This is a genomic window from Natronomonas halophila (genome assembly GCF_013391085.1).
In the GTDB taxonomy this organism is placed as follows: Archaea; Halobacteriota; Halobacteria; order Halobacteriales; family Haloarculaceae; genus Natronomonas; species Natronomonas halophila.
The window spans coordinates 1,203,516-1,219,918 of sequence record NZ_CP058334.1 but is presented as its reverse complement, the minus strand read 5'-3'; the positions used below and the strand labels follow the sequence as shown (position 1 = coordinate 1,219,918).

At 64.3% G+C, this 16,403-nt stretch carries 18 protein-coding genes; 10 read left to right on the top strand and 8 right to left on the bottom strand.

Features of this window, described 5'->3' with window-relative positions; translation table 11 throughout:
• Positions 1–65 precede the first annotated feature (65 nt).
• From HWV23_RS06690 to HWV23_RS06665, 6 genes are all read left to right on the top strand, one after another.
• A complete protein-coding gene (locus tag HWV23_RS06690) occupies positions 66–413 on the top strand; it encodes a hypothetical protein (RefSeq protein WP_178289646.1) in 348 nt (115 codons plus the stop codon).
• A gap of 175 nt (positions 414–588) precedes the next feature.
• Positions 589–2,766 (top strand): heterodisulfide reductase-related iron-sulfur binding cluster, encoded by a 2,178-nt coding sequence (locus tag HWV23_RS06685; protein ID WP_178289645.1) that lies wholly within the window; start codon positions 589–591, stop codon positions 2,764–2,766.
• Positions 2,767–2,829: 63 nt separating this feature from the next.
• Entirely contained in the window at positions 2,830–3,219 is a 390-nt protein-coding gene (locus HWV23_RS06680; RefSeq protein ID WP_178289644.1) for a MaoC/PaaZ C-terminal domain-containing protein, read from the top strand.
• Positions 3,220–3,274: 55 nt separating this feature from the next.
• Entirely contained in the window at positions 3,275–3,928 is a 654-nt protein-coding gene (locus HWV23_RS06675; protein WP_178289643.1) for a CRISPR-associated protein Cas4, read from the top strand.
• Between the two features lie 279 nt (positions 3,929–4,207).
• On the top strand, positions 4,208–5,512 hold the full coding sequence (locus tag HWV23_RS06670) for an MATE family efflux transporter (protein ID WP_178291618.1): 1,305 nt from the start codon (positions 4,208–4,210) through the stop codon (positions 5,510–5,512).
• A 124-nt stretch (positions 5,513–5,636) separates the two neighbouring features.
• Positions 5,637–6,278, top strand: coding sequence for a DUF502 domain-containing protein (locus HWV23_RS06665; RefSeq protein ID WP_178289642.1), 642 nt, complete (start codon positions 5,637–5,639; stop codon positions 6,276–6,278).
• Here the strand turns inward: HWV23_RS06665 and HWV23_RS06660 are convergent.
• Complete coding sequence (locus HWV23_RS06660; protein WP_178289641.1) at positions 6,275–7,111, bottom strand: proline dehydrogenase family protein; 837 nt, start codon at positions 7,109–7,111, stop codon at positions 6,275–6,277. The genes HWV23_RS06665 and HWV23_RS06660 overlap by 4 nt on opposite strands.
• An 87-nt stretch (positions 7,112–7,198) precedes the next feature.
• Here HWV23_RS06660 and HWV23_RS06655 point away from each other — a divergent pair, with 87 nt between their 5' ends.
• Entirely contained in the window at positions 7,199–7,744 is a 546-nt protein-coding gene (locus HWV23_RS06655; RefSeq protein WP_178289640.1) for a CDP-2,3-bis-(O-geranylgeranyl)-sn-glycerol synthase, read from the top strand.
• 80 nt (positions 7,745–7,824) lie between these two features.
• Here HWV23_RS06655 and HWV23_RS06650 read toward each other — a convergent pair whose 3' ends face one another.
• On the bottom strand, positions 7,825–8,571 hold the full coding sequence (locus tag HWV23_RS06650; RefSeq protein ID WP_178289639.1) for a SprT-like domain-containing protein: 747 nt from the start codon (positions 8,569–8,571) through the stop codon (positions 7,825–7,827).
• A 279-nt stretch (positions 8,572–8,850) separates the two neighbouring features.
• The gene (gene thsA, locus HWV23_RS06645) at positions 8,851–10,530 is read right to left on the bottom strand and encodes a thermosome subunit alpha (RefSeq protein ID WP_178291617.1); all 1,680 of its coding nucleotides are present in this window, start codon (positions 10,528–10,530) and stop codon (positions 8,851–8,853) included.
• A 213-nt stretch (positions 10,531–10,743) separates the two neighbouring features.
• On the opposite strand from thsA, the gene HWV23_RS06640 reads away from it, so the two are divergent.
• Positions 10,744–12,372 carry a GMC family oxidoreductase gene (locus HWV23_RS06640; protein ID WP_178289638.1) on the top strand — a complete coding sequence of 543 codons (1,629 nt, stop codon included), beginning with the start codon at positions 10,744–10,746 and terminating at the stop codon, positions 12,370–12,372.
• A 7-nt stretch (positions 12,373–12,379) separates the two neighbouring features.
• Here HWV23_RS06640 and HWV23_RS06635 read toward each other — a convergent pair whose 3' ends face one another.
• Positions 12,380–12,928, bottom strand: a complete 549-nt coding sequence (locus tag HWV23_RS06635; protein ID WP_178289637.1) for a KH domain-containing protein — start codon at positions 12,926–12,928, stop codon at positions 12,380–12,382.
• A 192-nt stretch (positions 12,929–13,120) separates the two neighbouring features.
• Here HWV23_RS06635 and HWV23_RS06630 point away from each other — a divergent pair, with 192 nt between their 5' ends.
• Complete coding sequence (locus HWV23_RS06630; RefSeq protein WP_178289636.1) at positions 13,121–13,516, top strand: DUF5518 domain-containing protein; 396 nt, start codon at positions 13,121–13,123, stop codon at positions 13,514–13,516.
• Here HWV23_RS06630 and HWV23_RS06625 read toward each other — a convergent pair.
• The gene (locus HWV23_RS06625; RefSeq protein ID WP_178289635.1) at positions 13,511–14,005 is read right to left on the bottom strand and encodes a GNAT family N-acetyltransferase; all 495 of its coding nucleotides are present in this window, start codon (positions 14,003–14,005) and stop codon (positions 13,511–13,513) included. The two genes, HWV23_RS06630 and HWV23_RS06625, sit on opposite strands and share 6 nt — an antisense overlap.
• A complete protein-coding gene (locus tag HWV23_RS06620; RefSeq protein ID WP_178289634.1) occupies positions 14,002–14,514 on the bottom strand; it encodes a metallophosphoesterase in 513 nt (170 codons plus the stop codon). Before HWV23_RS06620 ends, HWV23_RS06625 begins: the two co-directional genes overlap by 4 nt.
• A gap of 96 nt (positions 14,515–14,610) precedes the next feature.
• Here HWV23_RS06620 and HWV23_RS06615 point away from each other — a divergent pair, with 96 nt between their 5' ends.
• Positions 14,611–14,997 carry a DUF2237 family protein gene (locus tag HWV23_RS06615; RefSeq protein WP_178289633.1) on the top strand — a complete coding sequence of 129 codons (387 nt, stop codon included), beginning with the start codon at positions 14,611–14,613 and terminating at the stop codon, positions 14,995–14,997.
• Here the strand turns inward: HWV23_RS06615 and rio1 are convergent.
• Positions 14,988–15,869, bottom strand: a complete 882-nt coding sequence (gene rio1 / locus HWV23_RS06610; RefSeq protein WP_178289632.1) for a serine/threonine-protein kinase Rio1 — start codon at positions 15,867–15,869, stop codon at positions 14,988–14,990. The genes HWV23_RS06615 and rio1 overlap by 10 nt on opposite strands.
• A 49-nt stretch (positions 15,870–15,918) precedes the next feature.
• The gene (gene eif1A / locus HWV23_RS06605) at positions 15,919–16,212 is read right to left on the bottom strand and encodes a translation initiation factor eIF-1A (RefSeq protein WP_178289631.1); all 294 of its coding nucleotides are present in this window, start codon (positions 16,210–16,212) and stop codon (positions 15,919–15,921) included.
• Between the last annotated feature and the right edge of the window lie 191 nt (positions 16,213–16,403).

Sequence of the window (16,403 nt, the reverse complement as noted above, 5' to 3'; positions counted from 1 at the left end):
AGAAAAGCAACGGGTTCCTCGGCCGACCGAACCTGTTTTCCTCCCGGGCACACACGTCTCCGATAGTGACAGCGGTCGATGAGTGGGAGGCGATACTGGAAGCCGACGGCGAGTTGAGTAGCGACGCCGTCGACCGCATCATCGCCACCCACGGCGACCGCGGCGTGAAGGCCATCGAAGCCGTCGGCGAAAAGCGAGTCAAGGAATACCGGGATTTCACCGTCGTCGTCGGCCACTCCGAGGAACACGTCGTCGAGGACGACACCTGCGAGTGCGAGGACTCCCGCTACAACCTCGACCCCGAGGACCCGACGGACCTCTGTTGGCACGTTATCGCGGCGAAAATCGCTCGCAACATCGACGCCTTGGACCACCACGATATGTGGTACTCCGAGGTTCGTGAGTTCATCTGAACCGTCGGATTCGCCCCACTGGTGGACCGTCGCGGACCACCGCCTATCCCCGGCAATATAAACTAGCCGGCTATTCACAGTCCCGGCCTCTCAAACCCCAATATTTGCCGGACGGCGGCGCTCTCGCGGGACTGTGTAACAAAGCTTAAGCGGATAGCACCACGGATTTCTCCGTATGCTACCGGCGCTTCCGATTCAGGCGGGAGAAAGCGTTGCCCGCGAGGTCTACTGGCAGATCGGCCCCGTTCAGAAGGTCGTGTTCTACTTCCTCGCCGCGCTGACCGTTCTGGTCGCCGCCATCGGCATCTATGGGCGCTTCGCGCGCTATGCCGAGGGTGAAGACGACTGGTTCGACCGCCTCGATGACCTGCCGAACCGGGTCATCAGCGCGGCGAAAATCGTCGCATCGAACGAGAAACAGTTCAACCGCGATCTGGTGGGCGGGCTGATGCACGCCTTCATCCTGTGGGGCTTTCTGACCCTGTTTATCGCGACCGCCATCCTCACCATCGATGTCGACGTCTACCGCGTCGCTACTGGCGAGTCCTTCTGGGTCGGTGACTTCTATCTCTCCTATCAGCTGGTGACCGACGCTCTCGGCCTCCTGTTCGTGGTCGGTCTCGGCGTCGCCATCTGGCGCCGCTACGTCGCCCGCAACGACCGCCTGTGGGGCAAACACACCAACTGGGAGGACGCCTTCCTCGTGTGGTCGCTGTTCTTCCTCGGCATCGGCGGCTTCCTGCTCGAAGGCATCCGCATCATCGGGCAGGGCCCCGAATCGGTGAGCTTCGTCGGCATGGCCGTCGCTGGCGCCCTCGCTGCTATCGGCCTTGATGCCTCCGGTGCCGCGGCCGTCTACCCGCTGGCCTGGTGGTCCCACGCGCTGTTGGCCTTCGTCTTCATCGCGGCCATCCCCTACGCCAAGCCGTTCCACATGTTCTCGTCGTTCGCCAACGTCGTCACCCGCGACGAGAAGGCCGGCGCCCGCCTGCCCGGCGTCCCCTCGGACCTCGACGCCACGAACGCCGAATCCATCGACGACTTCACCTGGAAGGAACTGCTCGACCAGGACGCCTGTACGAAGTGTGGTCGCTGTTCCTCCGTGTGTCCCGCCAACGCCTCCGGCCGGCCGCTGGACCCGCGTGACGTGATTCTCGACCTCAAGGAGTACCGCGAAGAGATCGATGCCGGCGGCGACACCAAGGAAATCGTCGCCGACGGCAGCGGCGTCATCGACACCGAGACGATGGAATCCTGCATGGCCTGTATGGCCTGTATGGACGCCTGTCCCGTCGAAATCGAGCACCTCAAGAGCTTCACCCGACTCAATCGCCAGATGGCCGACCAGGGTGACATCCGCCCCGAAATCCAGGACACCTTCCAGAACGTCATGCAGAAGGGCAACACCTTCGGTGACTCCCCCTCGGACCGCGGCAACTGGACCGAGGAACTGGAGTTCGAGGTCACGGACGCCCGCGAGGAATCGGTCGAATACCTCTGGTACGTCGGCGACTACCCGAGTTACGACGAACGGAACAAGAAGGTCGCCCGTTCGCTGGCGAAGATTTTCGAACACGCCGACGTCGAGGTCGGCATCCTCTACGAGGACGAGGTCTACGACGGCAACGACATCCGGCGTATCGGCGAGGAGTTCCTCTTCGTCGAGCAGGCCGGCACGCTCGTCGACACCTTCGAGGAGTGCGACTACGACAAAATCGTCTGTACGGACCCCCACTCCTACAATACGTTCAAGAACGAGTACCCCGAGGTCGACTTCGACGAGTTCGCCGACGACCCGATGATGGAGTTCGCCATCGAGGGCTACTGGAACCGCGACGGCGACGTCGAGGTCCAGCACTGGACCCAGACCGTCGAGGAACTGGTCGAGGCCAACGTCCTCGGCCTCTCCGGGACCGAACTCGACTACACGGTCACCTACCACGACCCCTGTCACCTCGGCCGGTACAACGACGAGTACGAGGCGCCGCGCGAACTCGTGCGTGCGACCGGGTGTGACCTCCACGAGATGCCCCGCAACCGCGACAACAGTTTCTGCTGTGGCGGCGGTGGCGGCGGCCTCTGGATGGACCTCGAAGAGGAAACCAAGCCCAGCGAGGAGCGTCTCCGCGAGGCACTCGAAGACACCGAAGCGGGCCAGGCCGTCGAGAAGTTCGTCGTTGCCTGCCCGATGTGCATGACGATGTACGAGGACGGTCGCAAGACCGGCGGCTTCGAGGACGACATCGAAATCGTCGACGTGGCCGAACTCATCGTCGAGGCGCTGGAATCCAACGGTGCGACCATCGCTGCCTCCGCCGAGAGCGGCACCGGCGCCGCCCCTGCTGACGACTAACGAACCAACTGACGACACAACCCAACGCGAACGTCTTTTTTCCTGCCACCGTAGCGCTCTTTCATGAGCGATGACACACCTGCTGTCGGGGATACCCACACCTACGAACGGACCTTTACCGCCGAGGACGTCGAGCGATTCGGCGAACTGTCGGGCGATACACAGGCCATCCACACCGACCCCGACGAGGAGGGCCGTCTCGTCGTCCAGGGGCTTCTGACCGCGACCCTCCCGACGAAAATCGGGGGCGACCTCGAAGTGCTGGCGACTCGGATGGAATACGAGTTCCACAAGCCCGTCTACACCGGCGAGACGATTACCTGCATTTGGACCAACGAGGACGTCACCGAACGACCGGACCGCTACGAACTATCGGTTTCCCTCTCCTGTACGAACGAGACCGGAACCGAGGTCATGACCGGCGAAACCGACGGCATCATCTGGAAGGAGTAGCCCGCTCGTCGCCTCACGCCGCCTATTTATATACAAAAGAGCGCCCAGACGCCGCGTGCAGACCTTTACCGACCTCGCGACTGCGGCCTACTGTCCGCGAAAGCTCTACTACCGGCGCAAACACGACGACGGCGCGCCACCCGAGGGCATCGAGCGGATACGCGAACTCGCCTTTCGGTACGAGGAACTGCTAGCTCCTGAAACGGACCTCGCAGACGAACCAATCGACGTCACGCCGACGCAGTACCGCGCCAACCTCGGCAGCGTGAAGGCTCGACTCGACTGCTGGGAGCACCTCGCTGACCCGCCGAATCGCGATGTCCTGCTGGAGGGCAAGGACTGTCGCGGCATCGCGCACAAACTGCTCGACGAGCCGGCGGTCCCGGTTCTAGTATCGACAGGGGAGCCGCCCGAACAGGGGGTCTGGGGGCCACAGTCGGTCCACCTGACGGCGGCCGCGAAGGCGCTGTCGTGGGAGCGCGAAGAGCCGATAGAACGGGGTTTTATCGAGTATCCCACCCACGGCATCGTTCGCGAGGTTCGGCTGACCACGCGGAAGAAGGCGCTGTACCGGCGTGCGCTCCGAACCGCGGAATCGCTGGATGGGCCGCCGCCTCGGCTCCACGACGATGCCCGATGTGGTGCCTGCGAGTACCGCGAGGAATGCGGGATGAAAACGCGGTCGCTGCGGTCACGGCTATCGCTGTGAGCAGTCGACGGCGTGGATTTAAGTACGGAAACGCGACCATCGGCGCTATGCGCTGAGAATCAGCCGACAGTCCGCCGGGGCCGGAGCGTGGAACACGGACTGTCGGAGCGGTCGTTCCGCCTGCTCGCTATCGCTCGATACGTCGGTCCGTACGGCTGATGTAACCCTCGTTCGGCCAGCAGATACAGAAGTGTAAAATCGGCGGCGAGCGAAGCCCCCGCCGTGCGCGAGCGACTGCTGTCGGTGTGGCGTCAGGTCCTCTCGCTGTCGTGGCCGGTGATGGTCGAACAGACCACCCGGACGCTGATGCGGACCGTCGACATCCTCGTGACGGCGCTGTTTTCGCCCATCGCTGTCGCCGCCATCGGGCTGGCCGATCTCTATGCGCGGTTTCCGCTATGGGTCGGCCTCGGGATGGGTAGCGGCGCCATCGCGCTGTCCTCACAGGACACCGGCAGCGGTGCCATCGCCAATCGTGACGAGGCGATTTCACAGGCACTGGTCGTCGGAGCGGTCATCGGCGTTCCGTTCGCAGTTGGCGGTATCCTCTTCGGCGAGCAAGCCATCGCGCTGCTCGGTGCCCCGGACGATGTCGCCTCGCTCGGCGGAACGTATCTCGCCATCGTGCTGGCGACCGCGCCGGCCCGCCACGTCGGCCTCATCGCGGCCCGGTCGCTGCAGGGAACCGGGGATACGCGAACGCCGATGTACGTCAATATAGTCGCCAACGTCCTCAACATCGCGGGTTCGGTGACGCTCGGCCTCGGTCTGCTCGGCGCGCCACGGCTTTCGGTCGTCGGCGTCGGTCTGGCGACGGCCGCCGCCAACGTCTTCACCGCCGTCATGCTGCTCGTGGCGCTCGCGACGGGGTGGGCCGATGCCAACCTGGCGCGACCGCAGGACCTCGTCATCACCAAACAACTGCTACAGGTGAGCGCGCCGTCCGTCGGTGAGGGGCTCATCTCGACGCTCGTTGAGTTCCCGTTGAACGCCATCCTGCTCGGCTTCGGGACCGAAATCAACGCGGCGTTCCACATCGGCCGCCGACTCTATCAGCAGTTGACGGGACCGATATCCCGCGGATTCCACGTCGGTGCGAGCGTCCTCGTCGGGCAGGCGCTCGGCGACGGCGACGCCGAACTCGCACGGTTTCAGGGATGGGCGACGGCCGGACTCGGGGCCCTGCTCGTCGGTGGTTTCGGTGCGATACTGGCGCTCGTTGCCGAACCCTTCGTATCGGTGTTCACCGACGACGTGGCGACGATTACCTACGCGACCGGGTTCGCGCGGGTCTACGGACTCACCGCTGTCTTCCTCGTTACCTTCGCCATCCTACAGGGTGCCTTCGCCGGGGCGAGCGAAACGCGAATCCCGTTCGTCGCCCGAACGTCGGGGCTTGCGATATTTATGCTCGGCTTTACCTATCTCGTCGGCGTCGTACTCGACTACGGCGTCATCGGCGCGTATTTCGGCATCGGTCTGGCCTACGTCTGGATGGCTGTGGTCGTCGTCGTGAGCTTCCACCGGGGCGGGTGGGCGGAACGAGCAGCGTCGATGCTCGCAGAACGTGGCAGCGCACCCTGATTTCTTCCGTGGGCTTGCCCACCTCCGCCTCAGTAGGCGGCATCATCGTAGCATGTCCGATCCCCGTCTTTTGGACGTCGCTCGGTCGAAGCGCTGAATACGCGGCAGGTAAATCTATGAACGAATGCTGTCGTCCTCCTGGAAACGTGATATTGCGAGCGGGCTCATCGTTCTCGTCCCGATTCTGGTGACGGCGTACGTGGTCGCGTTCATCTATCAGGCTATCGCCAATCTCCCGTTTCTGGAATCCACCCTTGAGGGCCAGCCCGTGGAGGCCCGGGTCGCGATTACGCTGGTGCTTTTCGGCCTGCTCGTCCTCTCTGTCGGCTATCTGATGCGGACCGCAGTTGGGGACTTCCTCGAAGGCGCCCTCGACGGCATGATGAATCGACTGCCCGGGCTTCGAATCGTCTACAACGCCTCGAAGATGGCAGTCGAAACCGCGGTTTCGGGTCCCGAGGACCTGCAGACGCCCGTGAAACTGGAAACGTGGGACGGCATGCGTATGACCGCGTTCAAAACCGGAAAACAGACCGAAGACGGACGAGATGTACTCTTTTTGCCGACCGCACCCAACATCACCACCGGCTACGTGGTCGAAGTCGAACCCGACCGCTACACCGAGGTCGACGAGAACGTCGAGGACGCACTCACACGAATCCTCAGCGCCGGGTTCGGTGAGAGCCGCGACCACGGCATCCACATCGACGTGACCGAGGAGATGTCGGCCTCCGAGGACGACCGTGACGACCGAGACCAGGATTAACGCCCCAGGACGGCTCTGAGGGCGAACAGCGCGTTTTCCTTGCGCTCCATGACGCGCCGGTAGAAATACGAGAGCCATCTATCGCCGTAGGGCGCGTACTGGTAGACGGTGACGCCGTCGGCGGCGAGGTCCCGCTGGGCTTCCTCGCGGACGCCCATCAGCATCTGCACCTCGTAGGGGGTGCCGTACTCCTCGTGAAGGTCCTTCGCGTAGTCGATCATTTCGGGGTCGTGGCTGCCGACGGCGACGCCGGCGTCGAACTCCTGAAATGCGAATTCGAGGTTCTCACGGTAGGCCTCGTTGACCCGGGCCTTGTCGGTGTACGAAACTTCGGGCGGCTCGTCGTAGGCACCCTTGACCAGCCGCATCCGCCCGGGACGGTCAGCCAGTCGCTCGATGTCGCTCGGGGTCCGCTTGAGGTTCGCCTGCAGACACAGGCCCATCTTGGGGTACGTTTCGACCTGTGCCTCGAAGGCGTCCAGCGTCGCCTCGGTGGTCGTGTGGTCCTCCATATCCATCCAGACGAACGCCTCGTTGGCCGCCGCGGCTTCGACGATTCGTTCGAGGTTCTCCCGGAAGACGCCCTCACCGACGTCGAGACCCAACTGGGAAGGCTTGACCGAGATGCAGGCATCGAGGCTCGTCTCGCCAATCTCATCGAGGAGGTCGCAGTAGGTTCGGGTATCCTCGTCGGCGGGCCGCCGTTCGTCGTAATGCTCCCCGAGGAGGTTGAGTATCGCGCCGATGCCGTCGTCGTTGAGCCCCCGCGCGTGGTCCATCGCGCTCGCGGCCGATTCGCCGGCAACGAACCGCCGGGCGATTGGCGGTATCATGCGTCCAACTACTGCCGGCGGCCCCAAGAGCGTACCCCTCGGACCGCGTTCCGCCGTTCTTATACTCCCGCCGGGTGCAGACGGGATATGGTAGTCGAGACGGTCGTCATCGCCTTCTGGGCCATGTTGCCCGCCTACATCCCGAACAACGTGGCCGTCCTCGCGGGTGGGGGCCGCCCCATCGACGGCGGTCGAACGCTCGATGACGGCAAACGCATCCTCGGGGACGGCAAGACCTGGCGCGGCACCGCCTTCGGTACCGCGGCCGGCGTCGTCGTCGCCCTCCTGCTCAATCAACTCCATGATGGATTCGCCAGCCTCAGTGGCGTCGGCGTCCCCGAATTCCCCCTCCATGCGGCCGTCGCACTGGCCTTCGGTGCGATGCTCGGCGACATCCTCGCCTCGTTCCTCAAGCGCCGCACCGGCCGCGAACGAGGCGCCGTCTTCCCGGGCGTCGACCAACTCGATTTCGTCGTCGTCTCGCTCCTCTTGACGTTCATCGTCGCGACCGGCTGGTTCCGCGCTACCTTCACCCTCCCAGTTATCGTCGCCATCCTCGTGCTCACGCCCGTCCTACACGTCGGCACGAACATGCTCGCCTACGCGTTCGGGCTGAAAGACGAGCCGTGGTAGAAACTTTTTGCACGCGAGCGAGCGCCACCGGCGCTCGCGGATGCTCCAGATGTTTTCTCGGCGCGTCGTATGCACTCGGTTTACCGACTGGCTGGCTCTAGCAGCCTAACGGGTGTCGTCGGAACGGTCTCTATCTCCTCCTCAGTGAAAGCACGAATCGCCTCGTCGTCGTGCGGTCCGTGGTCGAGATACCGGTCGCCCGAACGGAGATACAGAAGCGTCTCGCAGTCCGTACAGTAGCGATAGCCCGTCGTGCCGACCCGGCCGTGAGCGGCCTGTCGAACGGTTTTGCAGAGGCGGAACTTCCCCCACCACTCGCCGCAGTCGGGACATTCGACGACGTAGTTGTAGTCGGCACGCTCTCGCTCGTAGGGCGTCGAACACCGCCCAGAGAGGTCCAGCGGCTCGACCCACGTCTGAAACGAGGGGCCGTGGCCCGGTTCGATACGGACGGTTTCGGCTGTCGTGTCTCCGTCGATGATGCTTGCGACGTCGTCGGAAATCACTACCCGTTCACCGCGGTGCTGGTGTTGCCACGCGTGGACGAGTTCGTGGCGGATGATTTCCTCGCAGGCCGCGAAGCCGCCCCGCTCGTAGACGTGTTCGCCGATGGTGATGACACACCCGCCGTCGGGTTCGTAGGCGCAGCGACCGTTTCGCCGTCGGGTACGTGTGGTGGTCGCCCACGCGATATCGGAGCAGTCGAGCGCCGACAGCGGCCAGCCGTCGCTCCGGACCACGGCTTCCCCATACGTTCGCGCTCGCTCGGAGAGGTGGTGGTCGTCACGCAGACTGCCTCGCCGTCGACCGCTCGAACGTCCCGTCACTCGGGTGTACGTCCGTCGGTTTCGTATATAAAGAATCGGCTCCGAGCGAGGCTATCGCTACGCGGTGAATAAATAAGAGAAGCGTTCGGAAGGCGGTGCGGGTGGGCTGACAGCGGAGGAGGCATCCGCGAGCGCCCGAGGGGCGCGAGCGGTTCCCCGCGCGAACGGAGTGAGCGCGGGACCAAGGGCCGACCGTAGGGAGGCCCGCCGTGTCTTTTTGATGAACGTTTTTGCCCGAACGAGCGGCCCGAAGGGCCGCGAGTGAGGTGCAAAAACGTTCTACATCATGCCGCCCATGCCGCCGCCCATACCGCCCATGCCGCCGCCCATACCGCCCATGCCGCCGCCGGGGCCGCCGGGCATCTCCTCGTCATCGTCGTCGTCGGTGCCGCCGCCCTTGAGGTCGCCGGCAGCGATGACGTCGTCGATGCGGAGGATCATGACGGCTGCTTCGGTCGCGGACTCGATAGCCTGGGTCTTGACACGGAGGGGCTCGACGACGCCCTCGTTCTCCATGTCGATGACGTCGCCGGTGTAGGCGTCGAGACCAGCGCCGGATTCGCCGTCGGCGTGCTGGCTGCGGAGGTCCACGAGCGAGTCGATGGGGTCGAGACCGGCGTTCTCGGCGAGGGTGCGCGGGATGACGTCGACTGCGTCGGCGAAGGCCTCGACGGCCAGCTGCTCGCGGCCGCCGACGGAGTCGGCGTAGTCACGCAGCCCCAGCGCGAGGGCCGTCTCGGGGGCGCCACCGCCGGGGAGGACCTTGCCCTCCTCGAGGGTGGTGCGAACGACGCCCAGCGAGTCCTCGATGGCGCGTTCGACCTCGTCGACGACGTGCTCGGTGCCACCGCGGAGGATGAGCGTGACCGAGCGGGCCTCGTCGACGTCCTCGACGAAGATCTTCTCGTCGCCAGCGATGTCTTTCTGGGCGACGGAGCCGGCGAAGCCGAGGTCGTCGGCGGTGATGTCGTCGAGGTTGGAGACGATGCGCGCGCCGGTCGCACGCGAGAGGGCCTTCATGTCGGACTTCTTCGCACGGCGGACGGCGATGATGCCCTCCTGTGCGAGGTAGTGCTGGGCCATGTCGTCGATGCCCTTCTGGCAGAAGACGACGTCGGCGCCGACTTCCTTAAGCTGGTCGACCATCTCGCGGAGCTGCTGTTCTTCCTGTTCGAGGAACTGCTCGAGCTGGTCGGGGTCGGTGACGTTGACCTCGGCGTCGATTTCGGTCTCCTTGACCTCGATGGCGCTGTCGAGCAGCGCGATGTCGGCGTCCTCGGCGAAGTAGGGCATGTTGTCGTGGACGCGCTCCTTGCCCACGATGACGCCCTCGACGAGTTCGGATTCGTCGACGGCGCCGCCGACGACCTTCTCGACTTTGATGTTGTCCGTGTCGACTTCGTCCTCGTCAGCGACCGCGCTGACGGCGTCGACGACGAGTTCGGCCAGCAGGTCCTTGGAGGCCTCGGCGCCTTTGCCGGTCATCGCCGTCGCGGCGATGGATTCGAGGATGTCGGTGTCGTCGGCATCGACGTCGATGGCGATGTCCTCGAGGATGTCCTTGGCCTCGGCGGCGGCCTGGCGGTACCCCTGTGCGAGGATGGTGGCGTGGATGTCCTGCTCGAGCAGGTCTTCGGCCTGCGAGAGGAGCTCACCGGCGACGACCACGGAGGTGGTCGTACCGTCGCCGACCTCTTCTTCCTGGGTCTCGGCGACTTCGACGATCATGTTGGCCGCCGGGTGCTCGATGTCCATCTCTTTGAGGATGGTGACGCCGTCGTTCGTGACGACGACGTTGCCCGTCGAGTCGACGAGCATCTTGTCCATCCCTTTCGGGCCGAGCGTGGTCCGTACGGACTCGGCGACCGCCTTGCCGGCGGTGATGTTCATCGACTGTGCGTCCTGTCCGGAGGTACGTTGGCTGTCCTCCCCGAGAATGATGAGGGGCTGGTTACCCATCTGCTGAGCCATAGTCACTCGAAAGATTGTCTGTGGTTCTATATAAAGTTTGCTGAAACGGGAGCGAAAAACCACGGTACGGGGGCGGAACACGCGTGTGAAGAGATGACGAACAAGGTTTATATATGATGTTTTCGCGGTTCGATAATCGCGGGGCCGTCGGTGCCTTCCGCCTCCCTACTGCTTATATAAACACTACGTGTGTGACATACTATGGCAACCAAGACAGCGGCCTACGATTACGTGGTCGTCGGTGCCGGGTCGGCGGGGTGTGTGCTGGCGGGGCGGCTCAGCGAACAGCCGGATACCTCGGTCCTGTTGCTCGAAGCGGGCAAACCGGACGAGAAACGCGAAATCGGGATTCCGGCCGCCTTCTCGGATCTGTTCAAGACGGAGTACGACTGGGAGTACTACACCGAACCGCAATCGGGACTGAACGACCGCGAACTCTACTGGCCCCGCGGGAAGATGCTCGGTGGCTCCAGTTCGATTAACGCGATGATATACATCCGCGGACACGCCCACGACTACGATACGTGGGCCGAACTCGGCAACGACGGCTGGGGTTACGAGGACGTCCTTCCCTACTTCAAGCGAAGCGAGCGGTTCCGCCCCGCCGGGAAACGCTCCCTTCTCGGGCGGAACGCGAGCGGCGCCGACGAGGCATACCACGGCACCGACGGCCCGCTGGCGGTTTCGAACCCCAAATCGCTGCATTCGATCTCCGAGAAATTCGTCGAGGCCGCCGTCGACGTCGGCTACGACCGCAACACGGATTTCAACGGCGAAACGCAGGCCGGCATCGGGAAGTACCACCTCACCCAGAAGGACGGCAAACGCCACAGCGCCGCCGACGCGTATCTCAAGCCCGCGCTTGACCGGCGAAACCTCACCGTCGAAACGGGCGCGCAGGCGACCGAAGTCCGCTTCGACGGCGACCGGGCTACCGGCGTCGCGTTCCAGCAGAACGGGACGGACCTCTATGCGGAGGCCACCGAGGAGGTCATCGTCTCCGCTGGCGCGGTCAACTCCCCGCAGTTGCTGCTGTTGTCGGGCATCGGCGCCCCCGACCACCTCGCGGACCACGATATCGACCCGACCGCCGAGTTGCCCGGCGTCGGCCGGAACCTTCAGGACCATCTCTTCTCGTTCGTGGCCTACGAATCGACCCGGTCCGGGACGCTCGACGACGCCGGCCGAATCCGTGACTTCGCGAAATACTTCCTGCTCAAGCGAGGACTCCTTACCTCCAACATCGCCGAAGCAGGCGGGTTCGCTCGGACTGACCCGGACCTCGACGCGCCCGACCTGCAGTTCCACTTCGCGCCGGGTTACTTCATGAACCACGGCTTCGACAACCCCGAGGACGGCCACGGCCTCTCCGTGGGCGCCACGCAACTACGCCCCGAGAGTCGGGGCCGCATCTCCTTGCAGTCGGCCGACCCCTTCGAGGACCCGGTTATCGACCCGAACTACCTCGACGCCGAGAAGGACCTCGACGTGCTGGTCGAGGGCGTCAAGCGGGGCCGAGAAATCATGCAGGCCGAGGCCTTCGACGACGTCCGCGGCGAGGAAGTCTGGCCCGGCGAGGACGTCCAGTCGGACGAGGAAATCGCCGCGCACGTCCGCGAGACCGCACACACGGTCTATCACCCCGTCGGGACGTGCAAGATGGGCGACGACGAGATGGCCGTCGTCGACGACCGACTGCGCGTCCACGGCGTCGACGGCCTGCGGGTCGTCGACGCGTCGGTAATGCCGACGCTCACGGGCGGGAACACGAACGCGCCGACGATGATGATCGCAGAAAAGGCGGTCGATATGATTCGCGAGGACCGATAGAACCGCGTTATCCGGTCCGCTGGGTGTAACTGATGTCGTTTGCTTTCATCTCGTTGTGCCGCCGTTCGAGGAACGAATAGACCGCGCCGTGGGGCGCGCCGTCGAGGATCATCTCGGTGGCGCTGCGGACGGCGTCGACCTGTTCGGGCTTGCCGATGGCGCCCAGTGTCGATCCGTAGATGACGACGTCGGCACCGCTGAGTTCCTCCATCAGTTCGCGGGTGCGGCCGTCCTCACCGATGAGTCGACCCTTCTTGCGGCGGAGGTCCTTCTTGTTGCGGGTGGCGGCATCGAGGTCGACCATCTCGAACATCTGCATGTCGTCCTCGAGCAGGCGCATCGCGTCCTCGGGGGCGAAGCCGCGACCGATGGCCTTGACGATGTCGGGGCCCTTCAGACCGAGAATCGGGTCGCCGACGGATTCGACCTTCACCGACCCCGTCTCGGAGTCGATATCCAGACGTACCTCGGCGCGCGATTCGATTTCGCGCATGGTCTCACCTCCGTCGCCGATGAGCGCGCCGATACGGTCGCCAGGAATCGTGACGTGTTTCATACCAGTCTTTGGAAGTCCCTCCTTTTAAGGGTTCGCCGATTCGGACGTTGCCGTATCACACGCTTTCTACGGACCATTGTAACGATTTACCGGCGAGTGTCCGATTCGGTTCGGCGCTCCCCGGTAAAAGACTACAATGATCCGTAGCGCTGCTGCGGTGCGTATATGAGGCAGCCACGCCTTTGGAGCACCATGTCACGCCCGGATACAACCCCGCCCGAAACCCCCTCCACCGATGCCGACGAGCGCGCGCCCAACACGATATTGAACGGCGTCATCGGCGGCGTCGTCGCGGTCGTCCTTTCCTTCATCCCGCTCTCGCCGATTCTCGGCGGCGCAGTCGCCGGTTATCTCGAAGGCGGCGACCAGCGAGACGGCCTCGTCGTCGGCACGATTGCCGGCGTCATCGCGCTGATTCCCTTCGTCCTCTTCGGCATGCTCGCCGCCGTCATCCTCATCGCGCCGGGCGCCGTCCGATTGGTCCCGCTCCTCGCCGTCTTCCTATTTTTCGTCGCCATCTACACGGTCGGCCTCTCGGCGCTCGGCGGCATCGTCGGCATCTACGTCGAAGACGAGTTCGACCTATAGCTCGTACTCGAACTCGTATTCTGGGTGGAGTTCCCCCGCCACCTCGCCGCTTGCCTCGGTTCCCTCCTCGAAGCCGAGGGATTCGAAGAACTGGGTCCCGACGGTGTTGTCCGAAAAGACGGCACACGCGATGCGGTCGACGCCCTGCTCGTCGGCCCACGCCTCGATTTCCTCGAAGAGTTCCGGTCCGATTCCCTCGCCCCAGTAGTCGGGGTCGACGTAGATGGTGTGTAACTCGACTTCGTCGGCCCACGTCTGTTCGGCGCTGGCGAAGCCGACCACCTCGCCGTCGCGTTCGGCGACGTAGAAGGCGATGTCGTCGTGGTCGACTGCCGCTGCCAGCAACTCCTCGTCGTAGTACTCGGTGAGGCCGCTCTCGATGGTCGACGGCGACAGAAACCCTCCGTAGGCGGCGTACCACGCGTCCCACGCCACGTCCTGAATCGCCTCGACGTCGTCGTCGGTGGCGGGTCGCACGTCGGCGCTCATACCGACTCCTCGACGTCGACGAACTCGACGGTGTCGCTGTCGGTCTCGACGATGGCGACCGTCCGGTGTTCTTCCGGAATCGTCGGGAAGTGGCCACCGGGGTTGATGACCGTCGTCCCGTCGGCGTCCCGGTGTTCGCGGACGTGCCAGTGGCCGTGGAGGACGTAGTCGTACTCGTCGGAATCCGCCAGCGCCTCGATGAGCGGCTTGTCCTCGCCGTGGAGGACGGCGAACTCGCGGCCGCCGAGTTCGAGTTCGGCAAAGCGGCCGTGCAACTCGCCGCCCTGCAGGTTCTCGAATGCGGACACGAGCCCCTCCCGCTCGCCGTCGTTGTTCCCGCGGACGGCGTGAACGTCGATGCCCTCCCGTTCCAGATGGCGGACGGCCGGCGGTGCGACGAAGTCGCCACAGTGGACGACCGTCTCGACGCCGCGGTCCTCGAAGATATCCATCGCATCCTGAATCGCGGGCACGTTGTCGTGGGTATCGGAGATGATGCCGACGTTCATGTTCGGGGATTCTGTGCGCTCCGAAAAGAAGCCTCGGGCGGGCCTCAGCACCCCGGAGGCGCCGGGGCTTTTGAGGCCGGCGGCCGTCGCCTCGATATGCCCGAAAAGAACGTCCTCGGCGAACCGCTCCAGCCGTGTAGCACCGACCCCACGACCGGCTTCGAACGCGACGGCCATTGCTCGTGTCACGACGCCGACCACGGCCGGCACGAACTCTGTGCGATGATGACCGAGGACTTCCTGCAGTTCAGCAAACAGCAGGGCAACGACCTCGTGACGCCGCGGCCCGAACTGGACTTCCCGGGGCTGGAACCCGGCGACTGCTGGTGTCTCTGCGTTCCACGGTGGGTCGAGACGCTTGAGGCCGTCCGGCGGCGACACATCCCCGAGACGACGGTCCCGCCGGTCATCCTCGAAGCGACGAACGAGGCCGTACTGGATACCGTCGAGTTGGAGACGCTACAGGCCCACGCCTACGACTGAGGTTCGTCGAGGTCCTCGTTCGGCGTCGGGTCGGCCTCGGTCACGTAGTCGAGGAGGTCCTGGTCGCTGACCTCCAGTCCCTGCCGGCGGAAGAAGGCGGCGACGTTGTGACAGTCCCGTTCGAGGTACTCCCGGGAGTTCGGGTGGTGGACCGTGATGGCCTGACCCAAATCGAGAAAGCAGAGTTCGCCCTCGGTGACGACGATGTTGTACTCCGAGAGGTCGCCGTGGATGAGCCCGGCCGCATAGAGTCGCCTGGTGTACTCCCGGACGACCTCGTAGGCGGTCTGGGGGTTCTCGACGTGGACCTCGTTGAGCCGCTGGGCACGCTGGGTCTCGCCGCCGAGGTACTCCATCACCAGCACGTTCCGCTCGACGGCGAGGGGTTCGGGCACGCGAACGCCCGCCTTGCGTGCGCGCATGAGGTTCGCGTACTCCTTTTTGGTCCACGCGACGACGACCTTCTTCTTGTCGGAGCCGATGCCCTCGAAACGGGGGTCGCCTTCCAGATACTCCCGCATCTGCTTGAAATCGGAGGCGTTGATGCGGTAGACCTTGACCGCCACCTCGCCGTCCGGTGCGAGGGCGGTGTAGACGTTGGCTTCCTTGCCGGTCGAGATGGGGCCGCCGAAGGCGTCGATGTAGCCGTCCTGTACGAGCTTATACAGGGCACCGAGCGTGGCGTCGTCGAAGACCGACGCCTCGACTTTGAACTGCTCGGTGTTCTTGATGCGCTTGCGGAATTCGAGGAACTCGCGGTCCTGCTTGCGGGCGATTCGGTCGGCCTCCGTGTCGGCGACGTCGATTTCCTCCCACTCGTCGCCGGGGGCGCCCTCCTCGTCCGGTTCAAGCAGGCCGTACTCCTCGCTCATTATATAATAGGTAGACGCGCGGGACGGAAAGCCCCACCGGTCGGGAGAACTAGACGCTGTCCTGAATGTGGCCTTCCTCGCGGAGTTGGTCGGCCTCCTGCTTCTCGTAGCGCCAGGTGATGTCGGCCTTCTCGTCTTGCCAGTCCCACGGCTCGACGAGGACCACGTCGTCCTCACGAATCCAGACGCGTTTCTGCATCCGGCCCGGAATCCGGGCGGTTCGTTCCGTCCCGTCCATACAGCGGACTTTGACCCGGTTCGCACCGAGCATGTTCGTGACGACAGCGAATACCTCGTCGTCGTCAGGCATCCGGAGGTTCTTACGCCCCTCGTTGTCGCTCATACCCGAGGGTTGGATAGGCAGCCCTTTAACCCTTTATTACGGGTCGAAACGCCGCCGTGCGGCCCGCCCGACTCCGCGCGCGACTCACAACGGGTGTCCGAACGGCATCGGTTACCGGTAAATATATCTGGTTGTTCGGCCAGCGGGAATTCGCTACATAACCCCGGGGCCTGCCAACCGCGGGGCATTAA

What these genes read in the sequence shown, in the direction of transcription:
- HWV23_RS06685 (WP_178289645.1), top strand. Translation starts at nt 589, where the DNA reads ATGCTACCGGCGCTTCCGATTCAGGCGGGAGAAAGCGTTGCCCGCGAG.
- HWV23_RS06680 (WP_178289644.1), top strand. Translation starts at nt 2,830, where the DNA reads ATGAGCGATGACACACCTGCTGTCGGGGATACCCACACCTACGAACGG.
- HWV23_RS06670 (WP_178291618.1), top strand. Translation starts at nt 4,208, where the DNA reads ATGGTCGAACAGACCACCCGGACGCTGATGCGGACCGTCGACATCCTC.
- HWV23_RS06665 (WP_178289642.1), top strand. Translation starts at nt 5,637, where the DNA reads ATGCTGTCGTCCTCCTGGAAACGTGATATTGCGAGCGGGCTCATCGTT.
- HWV23_RS06660 (WP_178289641.1), bottom strand. Translation starts at nt 7,111, where the DNA reads ATGATACCGCCAATCGCCCGGCGGTTCGTTGCCGGCGAATCGGCCGCG.
- HWV23_RS06655 (WP_178289640.1), top strand. Translation starts at nt 7,199, where the DNA reads ATGGTAGTCGAGACGGTCGTCATCGCCTTCTGGGCCATGTTGCCCGCC.
- thsA (WP_178291617.1), bottom strand. Translation starts at nt 10,530, where the DNA reads ATGGGTAACCAGCCCCTCATCATTCTCGGGGAGGACAGCCAACGTACC.
- HWV23_RS06640 (WP_178289638.1), top strand. Translation starts at nt 10,744, where the DNA reads ATGGCAACCAAGACAGCGGCCTACGATTACGTGGTCGTCGGTGCCGGG.
- HWV23_RS06635 (WP_178289637.1), bottom strand. Translation starts at nt 12,928, where the DNA reads ATGAAACACGTCACGATTCCTGGCGACCGTATCGGCGCGCTCATCGGC.
- HWV23_RS06630 (WP_178289636.1), top strand. Translation starts at nt 13,121, where the DNA reads ATGTCACGCCCGGATACAACCCCGCCCGAAACCCCCTCCACCGATGCC.
- HWV23_RS06625 (WP_178289635.1), bottom strand. Translation starts at nt 14,005, where the DNA reads ATGAGCGCCGACGTGCGACCCGCCACCGACGACGACGTCGAGGCGATT.
- HWV23_RS06620 (WP_178289634.1), bottom strand. Translation starts at nt 14,514, where the DNA reads ATGAACGTCGGCATCATCTCCGATACCCACGACAACGTGCCCGCGATT.
- HWV23_RS06615 (WP_178289633.1), top strand. Translation starts at nt 14,611, where the DNA reads ATGCCCGAAAAGAACGTCCTCGGCGAACCGCTCCAGCCGTGTAGCACC.
- rio1 (WP_178289632.1), bottom strand. Translation starts at nt 15,869, where the DNA reads ATGAGCGAGGAGTACGGCCTGCTTGAACCGGACGAGGAGGGCGCCCCC.
- eif1A (WP_178289631.1), bottom strand. Translation starts at nt 16,212, where the DNA reads ATGAGCGACAACGAGGGGCGTAAGAACCTCCGGATGCCTGACGACGAC.